The organism is Pseudomonas syringae, from assembly GCF_021605415.1.
GTDB lineage: Bacteria > Pseudomonadota > Gammaproteobacteria > Pseudomonadales > Pseudomonadaceae > Aquipseudomonas > Aquipseudomonas syringae_S.
On record NZ_WKEQ01000023.1, the window covers coordinates 48,141 to 70,457 of the forward strand.

Consider the following 22,317-nt stretch of genomic DNA (forward strand, 5'->3'; position numbering starts at 1 on the left):
ACGCGCAGCACGATAAATTCCGGAGCATCATTGTTGCAATTGCAACGACATGCTTCCTGAAGGACCGGTATCCACCGATGCCCCTTCGCCATGGTACCGAACGAATCGGTGCCCCAGCTGCACTATCCAGGAGACGACGATGGCACAACAATCAATGTTTCTCGACGAGGATCCACAAGAAACTCGCGAATGGCTCGAGTCCATTGAATCGGTTCTCAGTGTTGAAGGTCGCCCTCGAGCACATTATCTGATCGATCAGTTGCTTGATTTCGACGTCAGCCAGCACGGCGATTTCTATGGACGCGTCACAACGCCCTACGTCAACACCATTTCCGTGGATCGGCAGCAAGCCTATCCCGGCGATCTGAGCGTCGAACGACGGCTCAATGCTTACATCCGCTGGAATGCCTTGGCGATGGTATTGCGTGCCGGTAAACACTCGAACGTGGGTGGGCACATCGCGTCTTATGCATCGGCGGCGGTGCTTTACGATGTTGGCTTCGACCATTTCTTTCGCGGACGAACCGAGCAGTTTGCCGGCGACATGATCTACATTCAGGGCCACTCTTCGCCGGGCATTTACGGGCGCGCCTACCTCGAAGGTCGACTGAGCGAGGAGCAACTGGACAACTTCCGTCGCGAAACTGACCGAGACGGCATTTCCTCCTATCCCCATCCACGACTGATGCCTGATTTCTGGCAGTTCCCGACCGTGTCCATGGGGCTCGGGCCGATCACGGCGGCTTACCAGGCACGGTTCATGCGTTATCTGGAAAACCGTGGGCTAAAAGAGCATCAGGGCCGCAAAGTCTGGGCATTCCTGGGCGATGGCGAGATGGATCAGCCCGAATCACTCGCAGCGATCTCACTGGCCGGCCGCGAAAAACTCGACAACATTATTTTCGTCGTCAACTGCAACCTGCAGCGGCTGGACGGACCGGTGCGCGGAAACAGCAAAGTCATTCAGGAATTCGAAAGCCTGTATCGCGCCGCTGGCTGGAACGTGATCAAGGTCATCTGGGGCAGCGGTTGGGATGCATTGCTGGAGAAGGACAAGAGCGGCCTGTTGCGCCAGCGCATGATGGAGTGTGTCGATGGCGAGTACCAGAACTACAAATCGCAGAACGGGGCCTACGTACGCGAACACTTTTTCGGCAAATACCCTGAACTGCTCGAACTGGTCAGTGACTTGACCGACGATCAGATCTGGAAGCTTTCGCGCGGCGGCCACGATCCGGAAAAAATCTACAACGCCTACGCCGCCGCCATGCGTCACACCGGCGGGCCAAGCGTCATTTTGGCGAAAACCGTGAAAGGTTTCGGCATGGGCGAGGCGGGTGAAGGGCAGAACATTAACCACCAGCTCAAGAAAATGGGTGAAGAGGCGGTCAGGGCGTTCCGGGATCGCTTCTCGCTGGACATCACTGACGAGCAACTCAGTGAAATGCCGTACCTCAAGCCGCCTGCCGGCAGCGCCGAGGCCGTTTATCTCCAGGCACTGCGCAACAAACTGGGCGGTCATTTGCCGGCGCGCTTCAGCGATGCCGAGTCACTGAAAATCCCACCGTTGTCGGTGCTCGACAGCCAGCTCAAGGGAACGGGTGACCGAGCGATTTCCACGACGATGGCCTTTGTGCGCATTCTTGGCACGTTGCTCAAGGATCCGAACATCGGCAAGGTCATCGTGCCGATCGTTCCCGACGAGTCTCGAACCTTCGGGATGGAGAGTCTGTTCCGCCAGATCGGCATTCATTCCCACGTGGGGCAGTTGTATACACCGCAGGATGCGGGCCAGCTCAGCTACTACAAAGAGAGCAAAGACGGCCAGATCATGCAGGAAGGTCTCAACGAGTCCGGTGCGATTTCTTCATGGATTGCTGCCAGCACCTCGTATAGCAATCACGGGGTAATGACCGTTCCTTTTTACATTTTCTATTCGATGTTCGGCTTTCAGCGTATCGGCGATCTGGCCTGGGCGGCAGGCGACGCGCGAGCGCGAGGTTTCCTGCTCGGTGCCACGTCCGGCCGCACCACGTTGATGGGCGAAGGCCTGCAGCACGATGACGGTCACAGCCATGTGTTGTCTTCGACAGTGCCTTGCTGTGTGTCCTATGACCCGACTTACGCCTACGAACTGGCCGTCATCATCCAGGATGGTATGCGCCGCATGTACGTCGAGAACGAGGACATCTACTACTACATCACCTTGCTCAACGAAAACTATGCCCACCCGGAGATGCCTGAAGGCGCAGAACAAGGCATTCTCAAAGGCATGTATCGACTTTCCAGCGCAGACAAGCCAGCCAAAGGCAAGCATGTGCAATTGATGGGCTGCGGCTCGATCCTGCTGGAAGTCATCGCTGCCGCACAGTTGCTGGAAGCCGACTTTGGCGTCAGCAGTGACGTGTGGAGTGTGACGAGTCTGACCGAGTTGCGCCGTGACGGCCAGGAGGCGGAGCGCTGGAACATGCTCCATCCGGAACAGGCACCACGGATCAGTCATGTCGAAGCCTGCATGCAGGATCAGCAAGGGCCCGTGGTTGTCGCGACCGACTACATGAAGATATTCGCCGACCAAATCCGTCCGTTCGTGCCAAAGCGTCGCTTTGTTGCGCTGGGCACAGACGGTTTCGGTCAGTCGGATACGCGCGAATCCCTGCGCAAGTTCTTCGAAGTCGACCGTCATTTCATCGCCGTAGCGGCACTGAAAGCGTTGGCCGACGAGGGCACGTTACCTCGGGCGAAAGTGGCAGACGCGATCGCGCTTTATGGCATTGATCCGGAAAAACGCGACCCGGCCAAAGTCTGACAGCAGCGTCCACCGCGCCAGTGAATGGCGCGGTGGACTTCACGCGTTGCGATGAAAATCAACGCCAAAGCATCGTACGTGCCATCGGCTCGAATCCGGTTTGCACAGTACTTCAATGAGCGTGTGGGTTGCCGGCCGGATCGGCGATCTGGATGACTTTGCCGTCTTGCCAAGCGTCCGCACCCGGCGCGATGGCTGGCGCCACGATGTCAGCACGCGCGCGTTTTTTTTCGGCGCTGTCCACCCCGAGGCGGCGATCCCTTTCAACAACTTTCTTCGGGTCGATCTGGCCGTCCGCCGTAAAACCCATCATCAGTTGCGGAACGCCAAGCGGCAGGGTTTTGTCTTGGTCGGTGTGCCAGGTGTGCCACGTCTTGCCGTAGGTATGGACGAGTTTTTCCATCAGCGCATGCTCGGCGGATTCCGGAATGCCCGGCGCAACAAGCTGTCCCGATTTCACCTCATGCACATGGCTGTGCCACAGGGCTTTTTCCGCTGGTGGCAGTTGGGTAAAGAGTTTTTCGTCAATGATGTATTCCACGCCCATCAACTTGGCGTCCTTGCGGTTGCCATCGTAGATCACACACTGGATCACTTGTTCGTTGAGGATTGCGCAGTAGTGATGCGCCTCCATTTGCGCCTTGATGTCGCCGTTATAAAAATGAAAACCATCAAGGTAAGCGTTGAGCGCTTCCACCGGCGGCCGTGACTGCAAAATCCCGGCGCCGGCCTCAAGTGCGGTGGTCGTCGGCGTTTTCGCCGCTCCGGGGGCGACGACGTTTGATGCGGAGTTGCTACCTGCGCAGGCTGTCAGCAGCGTCATCAACGCCATCATTGATGCATTGAAGGTGATGCGGCGAGTTTGGTTTTGATTCATCGTAAATTCCCTCTCGTGAGCCAATCCAGCGTCAGATTGTCTGGCCTGAGGTTAGAAAGTCCGATGGGGTGCGCGTTCAGAAAGGTTTGAGGTGCGCGATAGGGCGGTGCGTTGATGAGCCCACGACAGTCGTCTGCCTGCGGTTTAGCAGATGAGGTTCAGGCCATCCCTCTGGAGCCATCAATAATCCGCGCCGCATCCCGCGCTGGCGCCATGCCAAACACCCGCGAATAATCCCGGCTGAACTGCGTAGCACTTTCATAACCCACCTCAAACGCCGCTGCCGTGACGTTTCTACCATTGGCGATCATCAGCATCCGTGCCTGCAAAAGGCGTACGCGCTTTTGGTATTGCAGCGGGCTCAGGGTGGTGACGGCTTTGAAGTGGCGATGAAACGCCGACACGCTCATGGCCGCTTTCTGCGCCAGGCTCTCCACCCTGATGGGCTGCGCAAAGTCGCGACGAATCCACTGGATGGCCTGATTGACGCGGGCCATGGCGGTGTCCGGCGCGGCGATTTCGCGCAGCATCCAGCCGTGCGGGCCTTGCAGCACGCGGTAGAGGATTTCGCGTTCGTAGGCCGGGGCGAGCGCCGCGATTTCATCAGGTTTGCCCATCAAACGCAGCATGCGTACCCAGGCATCCATCAGTTCCGGGGTGACGGCGGCGACGGAAAAACCGGCCTCGTTTGCATAGCGCCCGTCAGGGCTCGGCAAGTCACCGAGCAGCGTGCTCAAGACGCTGGGGTCGAGTGTCAGGCTGACCGCCAGATAGGGTTCGCCGGTCGGGGCAGGGTGTACCGAACCCACCGCTGGCAGGTCGACAGACATCACGAAATACGTCGCCGGGTCGTAGCGCAACGTGCGATCACCGACAGTCATGGTTTTGCTGCCTTGCAGGATCAGGTTGATCATCGGGTCGTAGACCGCCGCCAACATGTGCTCGGGAATCTTGCCCTGAACCATGGCGACACGCGGGATACCCGTCTCTGTGCGGCGGTTTTCGGCGTGTCTGGCCAGATGGCGGAGTTCATCAAGTTGTCTATTCATGGAGCGCATGCTGACTGGCCTGCACTGCTTGATGCAAGCAAAAAGCAGAAACAGGCAGGATTCTGACAGGATCGGCTGCGTGCGCGAATAGGGCGAACGTTACTGTGGTCGCTCATTGAAACGACAGCGGAGCACGTCATGAGCGTTATCGTCATCACCGGAGGCAGCCGTGGCATCGGCGCCAGCGCCGCCGAGCACATTGCCCGGCGTGGAATGGGCGTCATCCTCACTTACAAGCGCAACGCCGAGGCGGCGGAGCACGTCGTCAAGCGCATTCAGGACGCGGGCGGCCAGGCTGTTGCGTTGCCACTGGACGTTGCCGATGTCGCTAGTTTCGCGGTGTTTCGCGACGCAGTGCTCACCACCTTGCAAGTAACCTGGGGCGTGAGCACGCTCGGCGGCCTGGTCAACAACGCCGGTCATGGTTTGTTCAATCCGCTGGAGTCAGTCAGCGAAGCGCAGTTCGACGAGTTGCTGGGCGTCCATCTCAAGGGCCCGTTTTTCCTTACTCAAACGTTGCTGCCGTTGTTGGAAACCCACGCAGGCATTGTCAACGTGACCAGTGCCACAACCCGTGTCGCCACCGCCGGCGTTGCGCCTTACGCCGCGTTCAAGGGCGGCCTCGAAGTGCTCACCCGTTACATGGCCAAGGAGTTCGGCGAGCGGCGCATCCGTGCCAACTCGGTATCACCCGGTGCGATCCGCACTGATTTGGGCGGCGGGCTGAATGACGAGTTCGAAGCGCTGCTGGCAGGGCAAACCGCCCTCGGCCGTGTCGGCGAGCCGCAAGACGTCGCGCGCGTGATCGCTATGCTGTTGTCCGAAGAGGGTGCGTGGATCAACGGCCAATCCATCGAAGTCGCGGGCGGCTACATCATCTGAACAAGCGAGGTAACGACATGCTCGATCACATCTTTGTGTCGGTGAGCGATATCCAGCGCTCGATCCGATTCTACGAACACACCCTCCAGCCGCTGGGCATCACTGCGCGGCTGGACTACGACGGCAAGGACGGCCCGCCGGGGCATCCGGATCTCAAAGGATTTGGCGCCCAAGGCCGGATGTTTTTCTGGCTGCGTGAGGGCGTAGTGGAAGGGCGGGCAGTGCACGTCGGATTTGTGGCGAGCAGCAAGGCCGAGGTTGAAGCGGCCTACGCGGCGGCTATGTCGCAGGGCGCTACGGACAACGGCGCACCGGGCGCGCGGCTGCATTACGACCCCAATTACTACGCCGCCAATGTGTTTGATCCCGACGGTTACAGCCTTGAATTCGTCTACAAGAACTGGCAGCACAGCGCATGAATAAATTGATGATCTATGGTGCAACGGGTTACACCGGGCGCATGGCAGCAGAGCGGGCCAAAGTATTGGGGCTGGACTTCGAGATAGCCGGGCGTAATGCCCAGACACTCGCGCCGCTCGCCGCACAACTCGACGTGCCTTTTCGAGTCTTTGAAGCAGGCCCCGAGGCGGCGAAATATCTGGCCGGCATCAACGTCCTGCTCAACTTCGCCGGCCCGTTCGCGCAAACCGCCAGTTCGTTGATGCACGCCTGCATCAAAGCCGGGGTCGACTACCTGGACATTACCGCCGAGATCAACGTCTATCGCCTGGCCGAGCGCTTGGGAACCGAAGCGGCTGCGGCAGGCGTGATGCTTTTGCCGGGTGTCGGCTGGGACGTGGTGCCCACCGATAGCCTCGCCGTGCATGTCGCCCAGCGCATGGAAAAACCACGTTCACTGAGCATCGCGCTTCAGGTGCCGGGTTCCATGTCACGCGGTTCCGCAATGAGTGTCAGCGAAATCATCGGTGCGGGGCTGCTTGCCCGGGTCGACGGTGAACTGGTCGAAGCACCGGATGCGCTTGCGCGGTACTTTGATTTCGGCGACGGGCCGGTGCTGTGCGCGCCATTGTCGTTCGGTGATCTGATCACGGGATGGCATTCGACGGGCATTCCCAATATCGAGATGTTCGTGCACATCGCTGGCGATGCCTTCCCGGAAGGTGATCTTTCAGCGCTGCCGGATGGCCCGACCGCCGAGGAGCGAGACGCTCATCGGGCAAGGGCCGTGGCTGAAGTCACAGGCGCCGACGGCTCGGTCTCACGGTCGATCATCGAAACCGTCAACGGCTACACCTACACGCCACTGGCGGCGATCGAAGCCGCGCGTCACGTTCTGGACGGCAAGCGCCGGCCCGGTTATGCGACACCTGCACGGGTCTTCGGAGGTGACTTCGCAATGAGCATTCCGGGAACGGTCATCCGTGATCTTAAAACCGAGGCGATTCACGGCTGAACCGCGAACATGCCCGTGTAAGAGCTGCCGCATGCCGCGATCTTTTGATCTTGATTTTTGCAAGCAAGATCAAAAGATCGCAGCCTGCGGCAGCGCCTACAGGGTTGATTTCAGGTGTTTGATGGCCTGTGTTTCAACGCTGCTTTCACTGGCGCCTGTTTCGAACACGGCGCAGCAGGCAGATCGTTCGCCATCGCAAACGCGGTAAACCGCTATGACGCTGCCAGGCCCGCTGCCAGTGTGTCCGCATAGGGTCAATCCGCCTTCAACCGAACCTCGCATCACGCCAAGGCCGTATCCCGGTGTCATCCACGGACGTCCTGGAATCGGGCCGCCCAGTGTGCGGACGGTCTGCATGGCTTGCAGCAATGCGTCGGGTAACAGTTGACCGGCGAACAGTCGATCAAGAAACAGTGCCGCTTGCGACACGGGCCCGATCAGCAAACCGTGATAGACCCACGCCGGGTCATAAGTCGTATGCACATCCGCTGGTGTTTTAGCGAAGCGCACCCCTGAAAGTCCCAAAGGCTGAAGTGCTCGTTGGCTGACGGCGTCTTCAAGCCTTAGCCTCGTGACCCGTTCAATCAGCCTGCCAACCAACAGATAACCGACATTCGAATAACGCCACGCGGTGCCTGGGCTGTAGCGAAGCCGGGACGCGTCCAGACGTTGCAGCATTTCATCTGCCGGCCAGGCTGGCTGATTGGCGGCCACGGCCGCGTGATACTCAGCCAGTTCGCCATAATCGGCGAGCCCGGCTTCGTGTCGCAGCAGTTGGCGCAATGTGTACGATTGATCAGCAATCAGCTCATCCAATTTGACCAGTCCATCACGCACCAAGGTCAGCGCCGTTACGGCCAGAACCGTTTTTGTAAAACTCCACCAAGGCACGGTCGGCTCAGTCAGATCAGTGGTTTCGGACTGACCGTTCGCTACAAGAAAACTCGGCATCAAATACCTGGCATTAAAAGGGAAGGGGGAAGTAGGCGGGGTATCGGCGACTGGAAGAACACAGGCTAGGTGCTCAAACGCGCCGCGAGAGTGACGCTTGCCATGAGTCGGGAAGGTCAGTGAGCGGTGCGTCGAGCATAGCAGCAGGGCCGAAGTGTTTCGCTTGTCTGTTCAGGGCGCCGTGCGTTCATGGAAAATTTAGTGCTTGCTTTACAAATATGGCTATCCGTATATTCGCGAATCCATATGTATTGAGCCCCCATGATCACGCCTCCCGAAGTGTTCAAAAACCTGGCCGACGAAACCCGTCTGCGCGCCACGCTATTGATTGCCGATCAAGGCGAGTTGTGTGTCTGCGAACTCATGTGCGCACTCGACGACAGCCAGCCGAAAATCAGCCGCCACCTCGCGCAACTGCGTAGCAGCGGTCTGCTGCTGGATCGTCGTCAGGGCCAGTGGGTTTATTACCGACTCAATCCACAGTTGCCTGTCTGGATCCATGAAATCCTGAAACTGACGTCCAAGGCCAACGTGCACTGGCTCAAGGACAATGCCGCGCGGCTGCAGAACATGCAGGGCCGTCCCGTTCGGGAAGCCGCCTGCTGCTGACGATCCCGGTTGCTGATAATCCAGGCCTCGCGCCTCCACCTTCGACGTCCGCCCGAAGCAAAGGAATCATCCATGCGAATTCTATTCATGTGCACGGCCAACAGCTGTCGCAGCATCCTTTCAGAGGCCATGTTCAACCACTTGGCGCCGCCGGGGTTCGCGGCGGTGAGTTCCGGCAGTTTCCCCAAAGGCCAGGTGTTGCCGCGCAGCCTGTCCACCTTGCAGCAGGCCGGCATATCGACAGACGGCTTGTACAGCAAAGGCAACGACGCCTTTGAAAGCACTCCGCCGGATATCGTGATCACTGTCTGCGACAAGGCTGCCGGCGAAAGCTGCCCGGTGTATTTCGGCCCGGCGTTGAAGACGCATTGGGGGCTGGAAGACCCATCCGATGTGGAAGGTGACGATGCAACCCTTGACGCGGCCTTCCGCGCCACGCTGGCGCACATCAGGCAACGCTGCCAGGCCTTCTTCGAACTGCCTCTTGAAACCCTCAGCCGCGACGAACTCAAAGCCGAGCTCGATCACATCGGCAAATCCTGAGGAGGATTTATGACGCCGCACCTACCCAATCTGGATCTGACCCTGTTCGAGAACATGAAACCCACGGCGCCGGACGCGCACAAACCGCGCATCCTGTTGCTTTACGGATCGACCCGCGAACGCTCATTCAGCCGCTTGCTGGTGGAAGAAGCGGCGCGCTTGCTTGAGCATTTCGGTGCTGAAACGCGGATCTTCAATCCCTCCGGTATGCCGCTGCCGGACGATGCGCCGGTCGATCATCCCAAGGTGCAGGAACTGCGCGATCTGGTGCTGTGGTCGGAAGGTCAGGTGTGGTGTTCGCCGGAACGCCACGGCGCGATGTCGGCGGTGTTCAAGGCGCAGATCGACTGGATCCCGCTGGAACTCGGCGCCGTTCGCCCCACCCAGGGCAAAACCCTGGCGGTGATGCAAGTGTGCGGCGGCTCGCAGTCGTTCAACGTGGTCAATCAGCTACGCGTGCTCGGTCGCTGGATGCGCATGTTCACCATCCCCAATCAGTCCTCTATCCCAAAGGCCTACATGGAGTTCGACGACGCTGGGCGGATGAAACCGTCGCCGTTCTATGATCGCGTCGTCGATGTGATGGAAGAGTTGGTGAAGTTCACGGCACTGCTTCGCGACCAACAGGACTTTCTGGTGGATCGTTATTCCGAGCGCAAGGAGTCGGCTGAGCAACTGATGGCGCGGGTGAATCAGCGTTCAATCTGACGAAGGAACGCTGTACTTCAACGCCTCGACAAACGCCGAAAACGCAGGCGATGCCTGCCGTCGATTCGGGTAGTACAAGTGGTAACCCTGAAACTCGGGACACCAGGGCTCCAGTACTTCGATCAAGCGTCCGTCGGCCAGATACGGTGCAACCAGTTCCTCGGGCACATAGGCAAGGCCGACACCATCAACCGCCGCATTGAGCACATGCATGATGCTGTTGAACACCAGTTGCCCCTCGACTTTGACGGTAAACGCTTGACCGCCCCTGGCAAACTCCCACGCGTAAATCGCGCCTGAAGGTCTGTGCCGGATGTTGACGCAATGGTGATCGGTCAACTCGTGGGGTGTCGAGGGCGGCGGGTTTTGTTCGAAATAAGCGGGCGATCCCACCACCGCCAAACGCCAGTCCCGTCCGATGCGAACGGCGATCATGTCCTTGCTGATCGATTCGCCCATCCGGATGCCAGCGTCGAACCGCTCTTCGACGACATTGGTGAATCCATAATCGACGTAGAACTCCAGCGTGATGTCCGGATATTCCTGCAAAAAACCGGCAAGCATCGGCCGAATGCACAGTTCGATCTGGTCGTCAGTGCAGGAAATCCGCAGGGTGCCGCTGGGCTTGTCGCGCAATTCACTCAACGCTTCAAGCTCTGCGTTGATCTGATCGAACAGCGGGGCGATTGAATGCATCAGCCGTTGTCCCGCTTCGGTCGGCGACACATTGCGCGTCGTGCGGGCCAGCAAACGAATACCCAATCGCTCTTCAAGTGCGCGCAGGGTATGACTCAGCGCGGAAGGGGTGACGCCCAGTTTCGCGGCGGCTTTGGTAAAGCTGCGATCCTGCGCCACCGCCAGAAAGACCTGGAGGTCGTTGATTTTGGGATTTGCCATTGCTGAGGTTTTCTCATGACTGCATCAAGATTGTTCCTACTAATCAAGATGCGCACGATCCGTCAAGCTTTGTGGCCTGAAGTGTTTTGACTATTCGTTGATGAGATTTTTTCAATGACCGCTCAAGTGTTCGACCTACCGGCCAACGATGCCCATGACCCACAGCGAAGCCGGGAGCAACCCGCCCACTGGAGCGCCATTTTTGCGATGACGATGTGCGTCTTTGCGCTGATCGCTTCGGAGTTTATGCCCGTCAGTCTGCTGACCCCGATAGCCTCGGACTTACAGATCAGTGAAGGGCTGGTCGGCTACGGCATCGCCATCTCCGGCGCTTTCGCCGTGTTGACCAGCCTGAATATTTCCAGACTCGCGGGCGCGATGGATCGCAAAACGTTATTGCTGCTGCTGACCTCGCTGATGTGCGTGTCAGGGCTGGTGGTTGCTATGGCGCCAAACTATACGGTGTACATGACCGGTCGCGCGTTGATCGGCGTGGTCATCGGCGGTTTCTGGTCGATGTCGGCGGCCATGGCCATGCGCCTGGTGCCGTCGCAAAGCGTGCCGAAGGCCTTGGCAATCTTCAACAGCGGCAATGCGTTGGCCACCGTGGTGGCCGCGCCGATGGGCAGTTATCTGGGCGGCGTGATCGGCTGGCGCGGTGCTTTTTTCTGTCTGGTGCCGGTCGCGATCATCGCCTTGATCTGGCAGTGGATCAGCCTGCCCGCCATGAAAGCGGAGCCGCGTAAAGCGGACACTGGCAATGTCTTCCGGTTGCTCAAAAGCCCTTTGGTGAGCTTCGGCATGTTAGGCGCCGGGGTTTTCTTCATGGGGCAGTTTGTGCTGTTTACCTATTTGCGCCCGTTCCTCGAAACCGTTACGCATGTTGACGTTTCCACGTTGTCGATGATCCTGCTGACCATCGGCGTGGCGGGTTTCATCGGCACCGTGTTGATTGGCAATTTCTTGAAGGCGGGTGTTTATCGCGTCCTGATCTGCATTCCGCTGCTGATGGCGGCCATCGCACTGTCTTTGATCGTACTTGGCGGCGGTGTTGTGGCGGTTTTCGTATTACTCGCGCTGTGGGGGTTGATCGCGACAGCCGCGCCAGTGGGTTGGTGGGCGTGGCTGGCGCGAGCGCTGCCCAAAGACGCCGAGGCTGGGGGAGGGCTGATGGTGGCCGTCATTCAGCTCTCCATTGCGCTGGGCTCGACCGTCGGCGGCATGCTGTTTGATGGCAGCGGCTACCGGGTCACCTTTCTCGCGAGCGCTGTGTTACTGGTGCTTGCGGCGATTGTTGCTTTGATCACGTTGCGAAAGTCAGGCTCGGATATTGAGTAATTCCCGCGGGAGCGAGCTTGCGCCCGAAATATTTACCGTGGCGGTTGGATGACGTGATTACCGAGTATCGGCCTCGCAAAATTGGAACTGGCCGGTCGATGAAGTGCCGAAACAGGTATCCACCCAGCGGAGAGCCGTGATGACTGACGAGAAAAAGACTGAGCCTGAAAAAGAGGTGCCTGCACATTCCACCGAGGACGAGCGCGAACGCCTGAAAGACTTCAACAAGGACGGCATCCCACCAGGCTCTTGCTGAGGCAGATCGCGGATCCGTCGGTAGCGCCGCGCTGATAATCCGCCGCGGCGTTTCGTTGCGCCGGTCTGCTGGTGATTGCGGATGTCAGGCACTGCCCTTGAGCCTGTGCCGCCGCCATCGCGGGCAAGCCCGGCTCCCACAGGATTTGAGGCAAAACGGAATTTTCGGTTTCACCCAAATCCCTGTGGGAGCGAGCCTGCTCGCGAAAGCGATCCTTCAGTCAACGCATTGCCAACCGACCTGACGCGATCGCGAGCAGGCTCGCTCCTACAGTATCTGTAGTGAGTCGGCTTTTATCGAACGCCTGCGCACGCGGCGGGTCTGCTGCTTACTACCCCTCGGAAACAATCCAATGTTCGCGCAAAACACCCTCGTCGCACTCGCTCGGGGCGGATACGCCGCTCGGGGCGTGCTTTATCTGATCATCGGTATCTTCGCGCTGCTGGCCGCTAAAGATTCGACAGGATCAAAGGACAGTCACAAAAGTCTTGAAGCGTTATTAAGCCAACCTTTCGGTTACGTTCTGGTCGGGCTCGTGGTGGCCGGTCTGCTCGCATTCGCCGCGTGGCGCGTGTTGCAGGCCATTCGCGACGTCGATCATCACGGCAAAAATCTCAAGGGATGGGTCATTCGTGCAGGTTTGCTGGCAGGCGGTCTGGTCAACGGCGGCCTGGCGCTTTTCGCATTGGGCCTGCTCATCAGCGGTGCTCGAAGCTCAGGCGATTCCGGCAGCGGGCAGACGAAGGATTTACTGGCCCATCTTCTATCCTGGGATCACTCCAACGTGTTGATCCACCTCATCGCACTCGTCCCGCTGGGCGTGGGCCTTGCTCACATCATCAAAGGCTGGAAAGCTTCATTTGAGAAGTACTTTGAAGCGGACGAAGAGGTGATGCGTTACATACGCCCGATGTCTCGATTCGGGCTGATCGCCAGAGGCGTGGTGTTTATCGAGATTGCGGTGCTGTTGGAGTTCAGTGGCTCCCGTTACAAGGCGACGGATCCTCCCGGGATGAAGGAAGCGCTTGATGCTCTTCAGAATCTGCCCGCAGGCGCTTTGATTTTGATGGTGATGGCGTTGGGGTTGATTGCCTTTTCGGCGTACAGCTTTTCTGAAGCGGCGTGGCGCAAGATAAACATGGATGTGCCGGGCGTCGCGGGGGGCAAGGTGAGCGCTGCGCAGAAAGTCTGACGCGCTCATTCAGGCCGCCTCCTTTTTACGTGCCTCAGTAGCCATGATCGCGCTTGATCAAACCGTGCAGCGGCTCGCCGGTCTGATGACGCCTGATATTGGCGAGCAGCCCCTCGAAGGCGCTCTGCGGTGCCGTCATTGCGCCGACGTGCGGCGTCAGCCAGACGTGCGGGTGCCGCCAGAATGGATGATCCGGTGATGGCGGTTCTTCATTGAGCACATCAAGAATGGCGTGGCTCAGTTGCCCGTCATCCAGCGCTTGCAGTAGATCGTCTTCGTCCAGATGACCACCCCGGCCCAGATTGATCAGGCTGGCACCCTTCGGCAGGGCGGCCAGCGTTCTCGCATTCAGTATGCCCCGGGTGTCATCGGTCAGTGGCAGCAGGCAGATCAGGATGTCGCACTGGTTCAGAAAGGGCTCGAGCTGGTCGTTGCCCGCATGGCATTGCACACCGTCGATGCTTTTCTGCGAGCGTGCCCAGCCATGCAACTGGAAGTTGAACGCACGCAAGCTCTGCAGCACCGCACTGCCCAGATTGCCCAGGCCCATGACGCCGATCCGACGTTGCGCTGCCGGGGTCAGAAGGTGGTCTTGCCAGCGCCCGGCCTGTTGTTGACGCAGATACAGCGGAACCTGTCGATGCAGGCTCAACACGGCGAAGCAGGCGTATTCGACGATGCCTTCAGCGATGCCGGGGTCGAGCATGCGTACAACCTGGATGTGCCCGGGCAGTTCGCCGAGGTCGAATTGATCGACGCCCGCCGAGGTGGCGAAGATGACTTCCAGATTCGGGAAGCGCTCATGCAACTGCCGAGGCGGTTGCCAGGCGGCGAAGTAGCGCACGTCTGCCGGGTCGCCGATGTTTGGCCACAAGCGCACGTCGATATCTGGCGCATGTTGTTCGAACAGCGCTTTCCAGGCGCAGCCACGGGCATCGTCGACTTTGAACAGCAGGGTCATGGTCTGTCTCGCAAGCGCTGGAACGGTGATCACACGATGCCAAAGTCACGCGCAACAATCTTCCATATCACCGGCCGTGAATGGAAGATTGCGCGGTATTTGCCGGCTCAGACAGCAGAGGCGATGGCCTTGCCCAAGGCTTCGGTGTTGCCTTTGCCGCCAATATCGGCGGTCAACGGTGCGTGTTCCGGCCCCATTGCCAGAACCGTTTCGATGGCGGCCAGCACTGCCGCTCCAGCCTCAGGGTGGCCGAGGTGTTCGAGCATCATCGCGCCGCACCAGATCTGGCCGATCGGGTTGGCAATGCCTTTCCCGGCAATGTCCGGCGCCGAGCCGTGCACGGGTTCAAACAGGCTCGGGAAGTTGCGCTCCGGATTGATGTTGGCGGACGGCGCGATGCCGATGGTGCCGGTGCAGGCGGGGCCAAGGTCGGAAAGGATGTCGCCGAACAGGTTGCTCGCGACCACCACGTCGAACCAGTCCGGGTGCAGGACGAAGTTCGCCGTGAGAATGTCGATGTGGTACTTGTCGACCTTCACTTCAGGGAATTTCTTGCCCATTTCGACAACGCGCTCATCCCAGTACGGCATGGTGATGGCGATGCCGTTGGATTTGGTAGCAGAGGTGAGGTGCTTCTTCGGGCGGCTCTGGGCCAAGTCGTAGGCGAACTTGAGGATGCGGTCGACGCCAACGCGGGTCATGACGGTTTCCTGCAACACGATTTCCCGCTCGGTGCCCGGGAACATCTTGCCGCCGACACTGGAATATTCGCCTTCGGTGTTTTCCCGCACAACCCAGAAATCGATATCGCCGGGCTTGCGATTCGCCAGCGGCGCCTTGACGCCCGGCATCAGGCGGCAAGGGCGCAGGTTGACGTACTGGTCGAATTCGCGACGGAACTGCAGCAACGAATCCCACAGGGAAATGTGATCAGGCACGACGTCTGGCCAGCCGACTGCGCCGAAATAGATCGCGTCGTAGCCCTTGAGAATGTCGAACCAGTCGTCAGGCATCATTTTGCCGTGTGCGAGGTAGTAATCGGCGCTGGCGAAATCAAACCAGTCCCATTGCAATTCCAGATCGTGTTTGGCCGCCACCGCGTCGAGTACGCGCACGCCTTCGGGCATGACTTCCTTGCCGATGCCGTCGCCGGGGATCACTGCAATTTTGTACTGGGCTTTGCTCATGGTTTCGACTCCTCGGATTGATGTGGACTGATTGCCAGTGTATGCAGTCGCGCTGTATTAATAATTAGCCTTGCGCGAAAGCCATTCTTAAATTTCAGGAAAGAATCCGTGGCAATCATCGATGACTTGAGTTTCTTCCAGCAGGTGGCGACACGCGGCAGTCTGACCGAAGTGGCGCGGCATCTCGGCCTGTCGTTGCCGGCGGTCAGCAAGCGCCTGAGCCAGCTCGAAGCGCGTTTGGGGGTGCAGTTGTTGCAGCGCACCACCCGACGTTTGTCGCTGACACCAGAAGGAACCTTGTATTTGGAGGGCGGGCGGCCGATCCTGCGGCAACTGGAAGAGCTGGAGAGTGCGCTCAACAGTCGGCAGCCGACTTTGCAGGGGCGCTTGCGGATCAATGGCACCCTGGGTTTTGGCCGACAACATCTGGCGCCCGTGGTCTCCAGCTTCGCCCGATTGCACCCGGAGCTGGAGCTTTCCCTGGAGTTGTCCAGCCAGCCTTTGAGCTTGCTGGATGATCAGTTCGACATGAGCGTGTGCATGGGCGAGCCGCCCGATTCGCGGCTGGTCGCTGTGCGCCTGCTGGAAAATCCGCGCATTCTCTGTGCGTCGCCACAATACCTTGAAGCTATGCCTGAGCTGACGGGGGTGGCTGATCTGGTGAAGCACAACTGCATCGTGCTGCGCCAGTTCGGTAGCGACTATGCGATCTGGCGCTTCAGCAAGGAGGGTCAGGATTATGCCCACAAGGTCAGCGGCACGCTGTCGAGCAACGATGGTGAAGTCGCTTTACGCCTGGCGCTGGACGGACATGGGCTCATCTTGCGTTCGCGCTGGAATGTTCAGGAACATCTGGAAAACGGCCGTTTGCGGGCGGTGCTCAGTGATTACCAGGCGCCGAGAGCCGATATCTTTGTGGTCTATCAGCATCGCCGGCATATTCCTCAACGCATCTCGGTATTCGCCCGTTATCTTGCGCAGGAACTGGGCAAGCGCTTGCCGTTCGCGGCGCTCAAGTGAGCGCATGGCGCGGGCAAGTTAACGGAGAGCCAAGCATGATCTGAGGTTATGCCATCCCTGACTATTCGTGCATTGCCCGTGGGTGTCATGCTCTTGTAACGTCGAGATGTCCCGCTCGGTCGAATAAAAAATCAAATCTGAGCAAAGCACGCTGTGCAGGGTGTTCAGTCGAGGTTTTAACGCTGCCGAATTAATCTACGTCCAGGATGATTTGCCATGAAAACCTTGTCTGTTGCTCAAGCGTTCGGTTCCGTCATTTCCCTGTTGAGTCTTTCGGTGGCAGGCGCCATGCCCGCGATGGCCGACGAAATCACCTTTGTCTCCCAAGGCGGCGGTTACCAGGAGGCCCAGACCAAGGCCATTCTGGATCCGGCGGCCAAGCTGCTGAACATCACCATCAAACAAGACAGCGCACCCGATGCCTGGCCAATGGTCAAGGCGCAGGGCGAGGCGAAAAAACCGGTCTGGGACGTGATCGATACACCACCCTCCAACTGCTTGCGCGGTGGCAAGGAAGGGCTAATCGAACCGTTGGATCTGAGCAAGCTGCCGAACGTGAAAAGCATGCCGGAAGCCTATCGCACCCCGTATTCGGTGGCTTACGAGTTCTACTCGTCGGTCATTGGCTACAACAAAAAAAACCTGAAGAAAGTGCCGCAGACCTGGGCCGAATTCTGGGACGTGAAGAACTTCCCCGGCGCGCGTGCCTTGCGTAACGATCCGATGAGCACCCTGGAAGCGGCGCTCCTGTCCGATGGCGTGCCCCGCGACAAGCTTTACCCGCTGGACGTCGATCGCGCTTACAAGCGTCTGGAGCAGATCAAACCAAACATCGCCGTGTGGTGGACATCGGGGGGGCAGTCGGCGCAATTGCTCGCGGATGGCGAGGTCGACATGCTGATGATTTGGAATGGCCGCGCCAGTGCCGTGCAGAAAAGCAACCCGGACGTGTCCTTCACCTATAACGACGGTCTTCTGCAAAACACTCAGTTGTGCATCCTGAAAAACGCCCCGAACTATGCAGCGGCCGTGAGGTTTGTCAACGAAGCGGTATCGCCTGAACTGCAAGCCAACCTGCCGCTTTACATCGACTACGGGCCGGGTAATCCGGCGGCGTTCGCCACAGGGAAAATCACCGCTGAGCGGGCCAAGGAACTGCCAAGCGCGCCGGACAATGCGGCTAAACAGGCGTTGATGTCGGAAGAGTGGTGGGCCTCCGCAGAGGGGATTGCCGCCAAGGATCGCTGGCTCAAGTTCGTTCAGTAAGGCTGGGTGTCGGCATGATTGATTATTTGATTCTGGGCGGTGGCTCGGCCGGGTGCGCGCTGGCCGCCCGGCTCTCCGAAGACCCCGACAAACAGGTGTGCCTGATCGAGGCCGGGCGCGACATATCCCGGCAGACGATGCCCCCCGAAATACGCAGCCGTTACCCGGGGCGGGCCTATCTGGACGCCAGCAATATCTGGCAGCGACTGACGGCATTGATGGGCAATCGCGCAAGTGCCTCACGGCGCTATGAGCAAGCGCGAATCCTTGGCGGGGGCTCGGCAATCAACGCCCTGATGACCAACCGTGGCGCGCCGGCCGACTATGACGAATGGCAGGCGCTGGGGGCAGAAGGCTGGAGTTGGCAAACGTGCCTGCCGTATTTTCGCAAGCTGGAAAACGACACCGATTTTTGTGGGCCGCAGGATAAATCCCTGCATGGCAACGACGGCCCGGTCAGGATCCGCCGTACGCCCTCTGAACGCCTTTCTCCTTTCGTCAAAGGTGTGATGAAGGTCTTGGGTGGCCAAGGTCTCGAACACAAGCCCGACCAGAATGGCCCCTGGGAGGAGGGCGTGTTCGTGGGCGCCATTGGCGTCAGCGAGCAGGGTGAACGAATCCCCACGTCGGTGTGTTACCTGACCGATGAAGTTCGCCGGCGCACGAACCTGATCCTGCGTACCCAATGTGTGGTTGATCGCGTGCTGATCGAGACTGGTCGTGCGACAGGCGCCAGGATTATCGACAGCCATGGCCTCGACGAAACCTTGAGGGCGCGTGAAGTGATCGTCTGTGCCGGTGCGATCCACAGTCCTGCGGTGTTGCTGCGCAGTGGCATCGGCCCGGCGGACGACTTGGCTGCGCTGGGCATTATGTCGGTGGCTGACCGTCCGGGGGTGGGCGGCAACCTGATGGAGCATCCTTCGATTGCCGTGTCTGCGCTGCTCAACCGCGAAGGCCGCACGGCGTTTCCCGAAGAGCATCATGAGCAGGCCATCGTGCGTTTTTCCTCGGGCCTGGCCGACACGGTGCCCTGTGACATGCACGGTGCAATTCTTTCAAGATCCGGTTGGCATTCGATCGGTTATCGATTGGGCACGATGTTTTTCTGGGTCAACAAATCCTATTCCCGAGGACGCCTGCGCCTGACGTCCAGCGATCCGCATGACGAACCGCAAGTGCGCTTTGACATGCTCAGCGATCACCGTGACCTCGAGCGCTTGAAGCAGGCCTTGCGCTTCGGTGCCCAGACGTTATCGGCGCAAGCCTTGAGTTGCGAACGCAGCGTGGTTTTCCCATCAAGCTATTCACCCCGCGTGGCCAAGGTCGCGATGCCGGGCACGATCAATGCGCTGCAACGCGGGGTCATGAGCCTGCTGCTGGATATTGCCGGGCCGTTGCGGGGCTTGCTGATTCATGGCCTGGTTACTCAGGGCGTTACCCTGAAAAAACTGCTCGCCGATGACAAGGCACTGACCGAGTTCGTGCAGCGCAATGTCGGTGGCACTTGGCATCCGTCAGGCACCTGCCGCATGGGACGCGCCGACGATCCACTGGCGGTGACGACCGGTGACGGTCGCGTGATCGGCGTCGAAGGATTGCGCGTGTGCGACGCCTCGCTGATGCCTTCGATTCCCTGCGCCAACACCAATGTCCCCACCCTGATGATCGCCGAACGCATGGCCGATCTGATCAAGGCTGAGGCGAAGGTGTCGGGTTGTGCGGCCAAGGTAGCGTCTGAACTGTAACAATCACTTGGCCGCTGAACCTGTCAAAACGGGGGCGTCAAGCTCCCCAGCCGACAATCCCCTTCACTTCCAGAAACGCCTCCAGCCCCCATTCGGCATATTCGCGGCCATTGCCCGATTGTTTGTAGCCACCAAACGGCGCGCCGGAATCCCAATTCGGGTAGTTGATGTAGACGCTGCCGGCACGCATTTTCAGGGCAACATCGCGGGCTCGCGACTGATCCGCCGATTGCACGTAAGCTGCGAGGCCAAACACGCTGTCGTTGGCCATGCTGACTGCCTGCGCTTCATCGTCGTAGGGCTGGATGACCAGCACCGGGCCGAAGATTTCTTCGCGGGCGACGGTCATGTCCTGGGTGACATTGGCGAAAATCGTCGGCTGCACGTAATAGCCCCGCGAGAGGTTGTCGGGGCGACCGGGCCCGCCGCACACCAGTTGCGCGCCTTCATCGATGCCGATGGCAATCATCCGCTGGATGCTGTCGTACTGGCGTTCACTGATCACCGGCCCCATGGTCGTCGCGTCTGCATCGGGGGCGCCGACGATGTGTTTTTGCGCGGCGCGGCGGGCAATGTCTACGGCCTGATCGTGCAACGCGGCGGGCACGAACATGCGCGTCGGCGCATTGCAGGACTGGCCGCTGTTGCCAAAGCAACTGTCGACACCGTTGGTCACGGCCGCTTGCAGGTCGACGTCGTCGAGCAAGATGTTGGCCGATTTACCGCCTAGTTCCTGGTGCACACGCTTGACCGTCGGTGCGGCCAGTCGCGCGATTTCCGTGCCGGCGCGGGTCGAACCGGTGAACGACACCATGTCTACTTGCGGATGCGCCGACAGAGCGGCGCCAACCGTTGGGCCATCGCCGTTGATCAGGTTGAAAACGCCCGCCGGCACGCCAGCGTCGTGCATGACCTCGGCAAACAACAAGGCGTTGATCGGTGCGATTTCACTTGGCTTGAGAATCATGGTGCAACCGGCAGCCAACGCCGGCGCGACCTTGCAGACGATCTGATTGATCGGCCAGTTCCAGGGCGTAATCAGCGCCACCACGCCCACGGCCTCCTGAGCAATCAGCGTGGTGCCTCGGGATTTCTGAAACTCGAAGGTGTCGAGCGTCAGCAGCAGTTGTTCCAGGTGACGCTTGCCGATCCCGGCCTGCCAGGCGTGGGACAAGGCTTTCGGCGCACCGACTTCCTGCACGATGGCCTCGGCGATTTCATCGTAGCGCGTCATGAAAACCTCAAGAATCCGTTGCAGCAGTTGTTTGCGCTGCGCGGGTGACGTGCTTGAGAACTCAGGAAAAGCGCGTCGGGCGGCCATCACGGCGTTATCGACATCGTTCAGATCGCCCATGGCGATTTCACAGAATGCCTCCTCGGTGGCGGGGTTGATCACGGGCAGGCGATCAGCGCTGTGTGGCTCTACCCAGCGGCCATCGATATAGAATTTCAGATTGTTTTTCATAAAAAGGAAGGTCTCGTGAAGGGAGAAGTGCCACGCGGAAAAATCCACGGGTCGCCTTACGCAGCCGCTCACCAGAATAGGCGGGGTTTTTTGTTCAGGGCAATTTACTAATAGTTGTGCCAGGCATAAGCTCAGGTCATGTCTAATCTCCGTCGCAAACTTCCCAGTTCCAGCTCTTTGTTCGTCTTCGAAGCGGCCGCTCGGTGTGGCAGCTTCACCCGGGCGGCGGATGAGCTGTGTGTCAGCCAACCGGCCGTGAGTCGCATGTTGTCGCGCCTTGAAGAGCACCTTGGCGTGCAGCTTTTCGAGCGTGTTCGCGGCGGGGCACGGTTAACCGAGAGCGGCAGCATTTTATATCGCCGGGTGCAGGAGGGTTTCAGCACCATCGAGTCGGCGATCAGTGAAATCGAAGCCCGGGCAACGGGGATCGAGACCGTGACATTGTCGGTGTCCACGGCGTTCACCACCCACTGGCTGATGCCGCGCATGAGCCGTTTCAGTCAGCGATTTCCCACCGTCGACATGCGTTACCAATTGATGTCCGGCAGGATCGGCGGCCCCTTGGTGGATGTCGATCTGGGCATGCGTTATCTGGAAGCCGGCAGCCTGAAAGCCACGGATACACTGGTTATTCCGGAGATTACGCTGCCGGTATGCAACGCCCAGTACCTGGCCGATGTTGTCCAGAACAAGGGCAAGAACTCGGTGCCGACGCTGATCAGCATGGACAATCAGGATCGTGCCTGGGCCGCTACTTTCGAAACGCCGGGCCGCGCTGATAACGCATTGGTGTTCTCCGATTATGCCGTGGTGGTGCAGGCGGCATTGCTGGGCCAGGGCATGGCACTGGGATGGTTGAACGTGGTGTCGAATTCCTTGTGCAAGGGTGAACTGGTGCCGGCGACGGACACCTTTCGGGTCAATTCCCGACGCTGTTGCCTGGTCGTACCGGCCAATCGTCCGGTACGTCCAATCGTCGAAAATGTGCGCGACTGGATCATTGAGGAAATGCGCGAGGACATGCTCAGGATTGACGCGCTTTACCCTCATCTGGGGTTGCTCGCCACCCTGCAATCGGTCGATTGAGCACAGGTGCGGCACGTCGAGTAAAAAAACAGTAGGTTATGCCTCAGGGGCAAGGCAAA

At 59.3% G+C, this 22,317-nt stretch carries 20 protein-coding genes; 13 read left to right on the forward strand and 7 right to left on the reverse strand.

Annotated elements, in window-relative coordinates; all coding sequences use genetic code 11:
• The first annotated feature begins 139 nt into the window (after positions 1-139).
• A complete protein-coding gene (gene aceE / locus GIW69_RS16850; RefSeq protein ID WP_236483931.1) occupies positions 140-2,809 on the forward strand; it encodes a pyruvate dehydrogenase (acetyl-transferring), homodimeric type in 2,670 nt (889 codons plus the stop codon).
• Positions 2,810-2,921: 112 nt separating this feature from the next.
• Here the strand turns inward: aceE and GIW69_RS16855 are convergent, their stop codons facing one another.
• Together GIW69_RS16855 and GIW69_RS16860 are read right to left on the reverse strand one after the other, a co-directional pair.
• A complete protein-coding gene (locus GIW69_RS16855) occupies positions 2,922-3,686 on the reverse strand; it encodes an OBAP family protein (RefSeq protein ID WP_236483932.1) in 765 nt (254 codons plus the stop codon).
• 158 nt (positions 3,687-3,844) lie between these two features.
• The gene (locus GIW69_RS16860) at positions 3,845-4,735 is read right to left on the reverse strand and encodes an AraC family transcriptional regulator (RefSeq protein ID WP_236483933.1); all 891 of its coding nucleotides are present in this window, start codon (positions 4,733-4,735) and stop codon (positions 3,845-3,847) included.
• 138 nt (positions 4,736-4,873) lie between these two features.
• On the opposite strand from GIW69_RS16860, the gene GIW69_RS16865 reads away from it, so the two are divergent.
• The 3 genes from GIW69_RS16865 to GIW69_RS16875 are packed head-to-tail and all read left to right on the forward strand — an operon-like array spanning position 4,874 to position 7,031.
• Positions 4,874-5,617 (forward strand): SDR family oxidoreductase, encoded by a 744-nt coding sequence (locus GIW69_RS16865; RefSeq protein ID WP_236483934.1) that lies wholly within the window; start codon positions 4,874-4,876, stop codon positions 5,615-5,617.
• Between the two features lie 17 nt (positions 5,618-5,634).
• Positions 5,635-6,036 carry a VOC family protein gene (locus GIW69_RS16870; RefSeq protein ID WP_236483935.1) on the forward strand — a complete coding sequence of 134 codons (402 nt, stop codon included), beginning with the start codon at positions 5,635-5,637 and terminating at the stop codon, positions 6,034-6,036.
• A complete protein-coding gene (locus tag GIW69_RS16875) occupies positions 6,033-7,031 on the forward strand; it encodes a saccharopine dehydrogenase NADP-binding domain-containing protein (RefSeq protein WP_236483936.1) in 999 nt (332 codons plus the stop codon). The genes GIW69_RS16870 and GIW69_RS16875 overlap by 4 nt, the downstream gene beginning before the upstream one ends.
• A 96-nt stretch (positions 7,032-7,127) precedes the next feature.
• Here GIW69_RS16875 and GIW69_RS16880 read toward each other — a convergent pair whose 3' ends face one another.
• Complete coding sequence (locus GIW69_RS16880; RefSeq protein ID WP_236483937.1) at positions 7,128-7,982, reverse strand: serine hydrolase domain-containing protein; 855 nt, start codon at positions 7,980-7,982, stop codon at positions 7,128-7,130.
• A gap of 261 nt (positions 7,983-8,243) precedes the next feature.
• Here GIW69_RS16880 and GIW69_RS16885 point away from each other — a divergent pair, with 261 nt between their 5' ends.
• The 3 genes from GIW69_RS16885 (at position 8,244) to arsH (ending at position 9,842) form a co-directional block, all read left to right on the forward strand.
• Positions 8,244-8,591 (forward strand): metalloregulator ArsR/SmtB family transcription factor, encoded by a 348-nt coding sequence (locus GIW69_RS16885; protein WP_236483938.1) that lies wholly within the window; start codon positions 8,244-8,246, stop codon positions 8,589-8,591.
• Positions 8,592-8,663: 72 nt separating this feature from the next.
• Positions 8,664-9,134, forward strand: coding sequence for an arsenate reductase ArsC (locus tag GIW69_RS16890; RefSeq protein ID WP_236483939.1), 471 nt, complete (start codon positions 8,664-8,666; stop codon positions 9,132-9,134).
• A gap of 9 nt (positions 9,135-9,143) precedes the next feature.
• Positions 9,144-9,842 (forward strand): arsenical resistance protein ArsH, encoded by a 699-nt coding sequence (arsH, locus tag GIW69_RS16895; RefSeq protein WP_236483940.1) that lies wholly within the window; start codon positions 9,144-9,146, stop codon positions 9,840-9,842.
• Here the strand turns inward: arsH and GIW69_RS16900 are convergent.
• Positions 9,834-10,739, reverse strand: coding sequence for a LysR family transcriptional regulator (locus GIW69_RS16900; protein WP_236483941.1), 906 nt, complete (start codon positions 10,737-10,739; stop codon positions 9,834-9,836). The two genes, arsH and GIW69_RS16900, sit on opposite strands and share 9 nt — an antisense overlap.
• Before the next feature lie 114 nt (positions 10,740-10,853).
• On the opposite strand from GIW69_RS16900, the gene GIW69_RS16905 reads away from it, so the two are divergent.
• Positions 10,854-12,077, forward strand: coding sequence for an MFS transporter (locus tag GIW69_RS16905; RefSeq protein ID WP_236483942.1), 1,224 nt, complete (start codon positions 10,854-10,856; stop codon positions 12,075-12,077).
• A 608-nt stretch (positions 12,078-12,685) separates the two neighbouring features.
• Positions 12,686-13,525: a DUF1206 domain-containing protein gene (locus GIW69_RS16910; protein WP_236483943.1), complete on the forward strand. Its 840-nt coding sequence runs from the start codon at positions 12,686-12,688 to the stop codon at positions 13,523-13,525.
• Between the two features lie 34 nt (positions 13,526-13,559).
• Here the strand turns inward: GIW69_RS16910 and GIW69_RS16915 are convergent, their stop codons facing one another.
• Together GIW69_RS16915 and GIW69_RS16920 are read right to left on the reverse strand one after the other, a co-directional pair.
• Positions 13,560-14,486 (reverse strand): 2-hydroxyacid dehydrogenase, encoded by a 927-nt coding sequence (locus GIW69_RS16915; RefSeq protein ID WP_236483944.1) that lies wholly within the window; start codon positions 14,484-14,486, stop codon positions 13,560-13,562.
• A gap of 107 nt (positions 14,487-14,593) precedes the next feature.
• Complete coding sequence (locus GIW69_RS16920) at positions 14,594-15,673, reverse strand: tartrate dehydrogenase (RefSeq protein WP_236483945.1); 1,080 nt, start codon at positions 15,671-15,673, stop codon at positions 14,594-14,596.
• A gap of 108 nt (positions 15,674-15,781) precedes the next feature.
• On the opposite strand from GIW69_RS16920, the gene GIW69_RS16925 reads away from it, so the two are divergent.
• From GIW69_RS16925 to GIW69_RS16935, 3 genes are all read left to right on the forward strand, one after another.
• The gene (locus tag GIW69_RS16925) at positions 15,782-16,693 is read left to right on the forward strand and encodes a LysR family transcriptional regulator (RefSeq protein WP_236483946.1); all 912 of its coding nucleotides are present in this window, start codon (positions 15,782-15,784) and stop codon (positions 16,691-16,693) included.
• 216 nt (positions 16,694-16,909) lie between these two features.
• A complete protein-coding gene (locus tag GIW69_RS16930) occupies positions 16,910-17,959 on the forward strand; it encodes an ABC transporter substrate-binding protein (RefSeq protein WP_236483947.1) in 1,050 nt (349 codons plus the stop codon).
• Between the two features lie 14 nt (positions 17,960-17,973).
• Entirely contained in the window at positions 17,974-19,707 is a 1,734-nt protein-coding gene (locus GIW69_RS16935; RefSeq protein ID WP_236483948.1) for a GMC family oxidoreductase N-terminal domain-containing protein, read from the forward strand.
• A 37-nt stretch (positions 19,708-19,744) separates the two neighbouring features.
• Here the strand turns inward: GIW69_RS16935 and GIW69_RS16940 are convergent, their stop codons facing one another.
• The gene (locus GIW69_RS16940; protein ID WP_236483949.1) at positions 19,745-21,172 is read right to left on the reverse strand and encodes an aldehyde dehydrogenase family protein; all 1,428 of its coding nucleotides are present in this window, start codon (positions 21,170-21,172) and stop codon (positions 19,745-19,747) included.
• A 138-nt stretch (positions 21,173-21,310) separates the two neighbouring features.
• On the opposite strand from GIW69_RS16940, the gene GIW69_RS16945 reads away from it, so the two are divergent.
• Entirely contained in the window at positions 21,311-22,258 is a 948-nt protein-coding gene (locus GIW69_RS16945; protein ID WP_236483950.1) for a LysR family transcriptional regulator, read from the forward strand.
• Positions 22,259-22,317: the final 59 nt, after the last annotated feature.

Bases quoted from the DNA above. Each gene is read 5' to 3' on its own strand.
- GIW69_RS16920 (WP_236483945.1), bottom strand. From the start codon at position 15,673: ATGAGCAAAGCCCAGTACAAAATTGCAGTGATCCCCGGCGACGGCATC.
- GIW69_RS16890 (WP_236483939.1), top strand. From the start codon at position 8,664: ATGCGAATTCTATTCATGTGCACGGCCAACAGCTGTCGCAGCATCCTT.
- GIW69_RS16875 (WP_236483936.1), top strand. From the start codon at position 6,033: ATGAATAAATTGATGATCTATGGTGCAACGGGTTACACCGGGCGCATG.
- GIW69_RS16870 (WP_236483935.1), top strand. From the start codon at position 5,635: ATGCTCGATCACATCTTTGTGTCGGTGAGCGATATCCAGCGCTCGATC.
- GIW69_RS16865 (WP_236483934.1), top strand. From the start codon at position 4,874: ATGAGCGTTATCGTCATCACCGGAGGCAGCCGTGGCATCGGCGCCAGC.
- GIW69_RS16915 (WP_236483944.1), bottom strand. From the start codon at position 14,486: ATGACCCTGCTGTTCAAAGTCGACGATGCCCGTGGCTGCGCCTGGAAA.
- GIW69_RS16900 (WP_236483941.1), bottom strand. From the start codon at position 10,739: ATGGCAAATCCCAAAATCAACGACCTCCAGGTCTTTCTGGCGGTGGCG.
- GIW69_RS16905 (WP_236483942.1), top strand. From the start codon at position 10,854: ATGACCGCTCAAGTGTTCGACCTACCGGCCAACGATGCCCATGACCCA.
- GIW69_RS16945 (WP_236483950.1), top strand. From the start codon at position 21,311: ATGTCTAATCTCCGTCGCAAACTTCCCAGTTCCAGCTCTTTGTTCGTC.
- GIW69_RS16860 (WP_236483933.1), bottom strand. From the start codon at position 4,735: ATGAATAGACAACTTGATGAACTCCGCCATCTGGCCAGACACGCCGAA.
- GIW69_RS16885 (WP_236483938.1), top strand. From the start codon at position 8,244: ATGATCACGCCTCCCGAAGTGTTCAAAAACCTGGCCGACGAAACCCGT.
- GIW69_RS16935 (WP_236483948.1), top strand. From the start codon at position 17,974: ATGATTGATTATTTGATTCTGGGCGGTGGCTCGGCCGGGTGCGCGCTG.
- aceE (WP_236483931.1), top strand. From the start codon at position 140: ATGGCACAACAATCAATGTTTCTCGACGAGGATCCACAAGAAACTCGC.
- GIW69_RS16930 (WP_236483947.1), top strand. From the start codon at position 16,910: ATGAAAACCTTGTCTGTTGCTCAAGCGTTCGGTTCCGTCATTTCCCTG.
- GIW69_RS16910 (WP_236483943.1), top strand. From the start codon at position 12,686: ATGTTCGCGCAAAACACCCTCGTCGCACTCGCTCGGGGCGGATACGCC.
- GIW69_RS16940 (WP_236483949.1), bottom strand. From the start codon at position 21,172: ATGAAAAACAATCTGAAATTCTATATCGATGGCCGCTGGGTAGAGCCA.
- arsH (WP_236483940.1), top strand. From the start codon at position 9,144: ATGACGCCGCACCTACCCAATCTGGATCTGACCCTGTTCGAGAACATG.
- GIW69_RS16880 (WP_236483937.1), bottom strand. From the start codon at position 7,982: ATGCCGAGTTTTCTTGTAGCGAACGGTCAGTCCGAAACCACTGATCTG.
- GIW69_RS16855 (WP_236483932.1), bottom strand. From the start codon at position 3,686: ATGAATCAAAACCAAACTCGCCGCATCACCTTCAATGCATCAATGATG.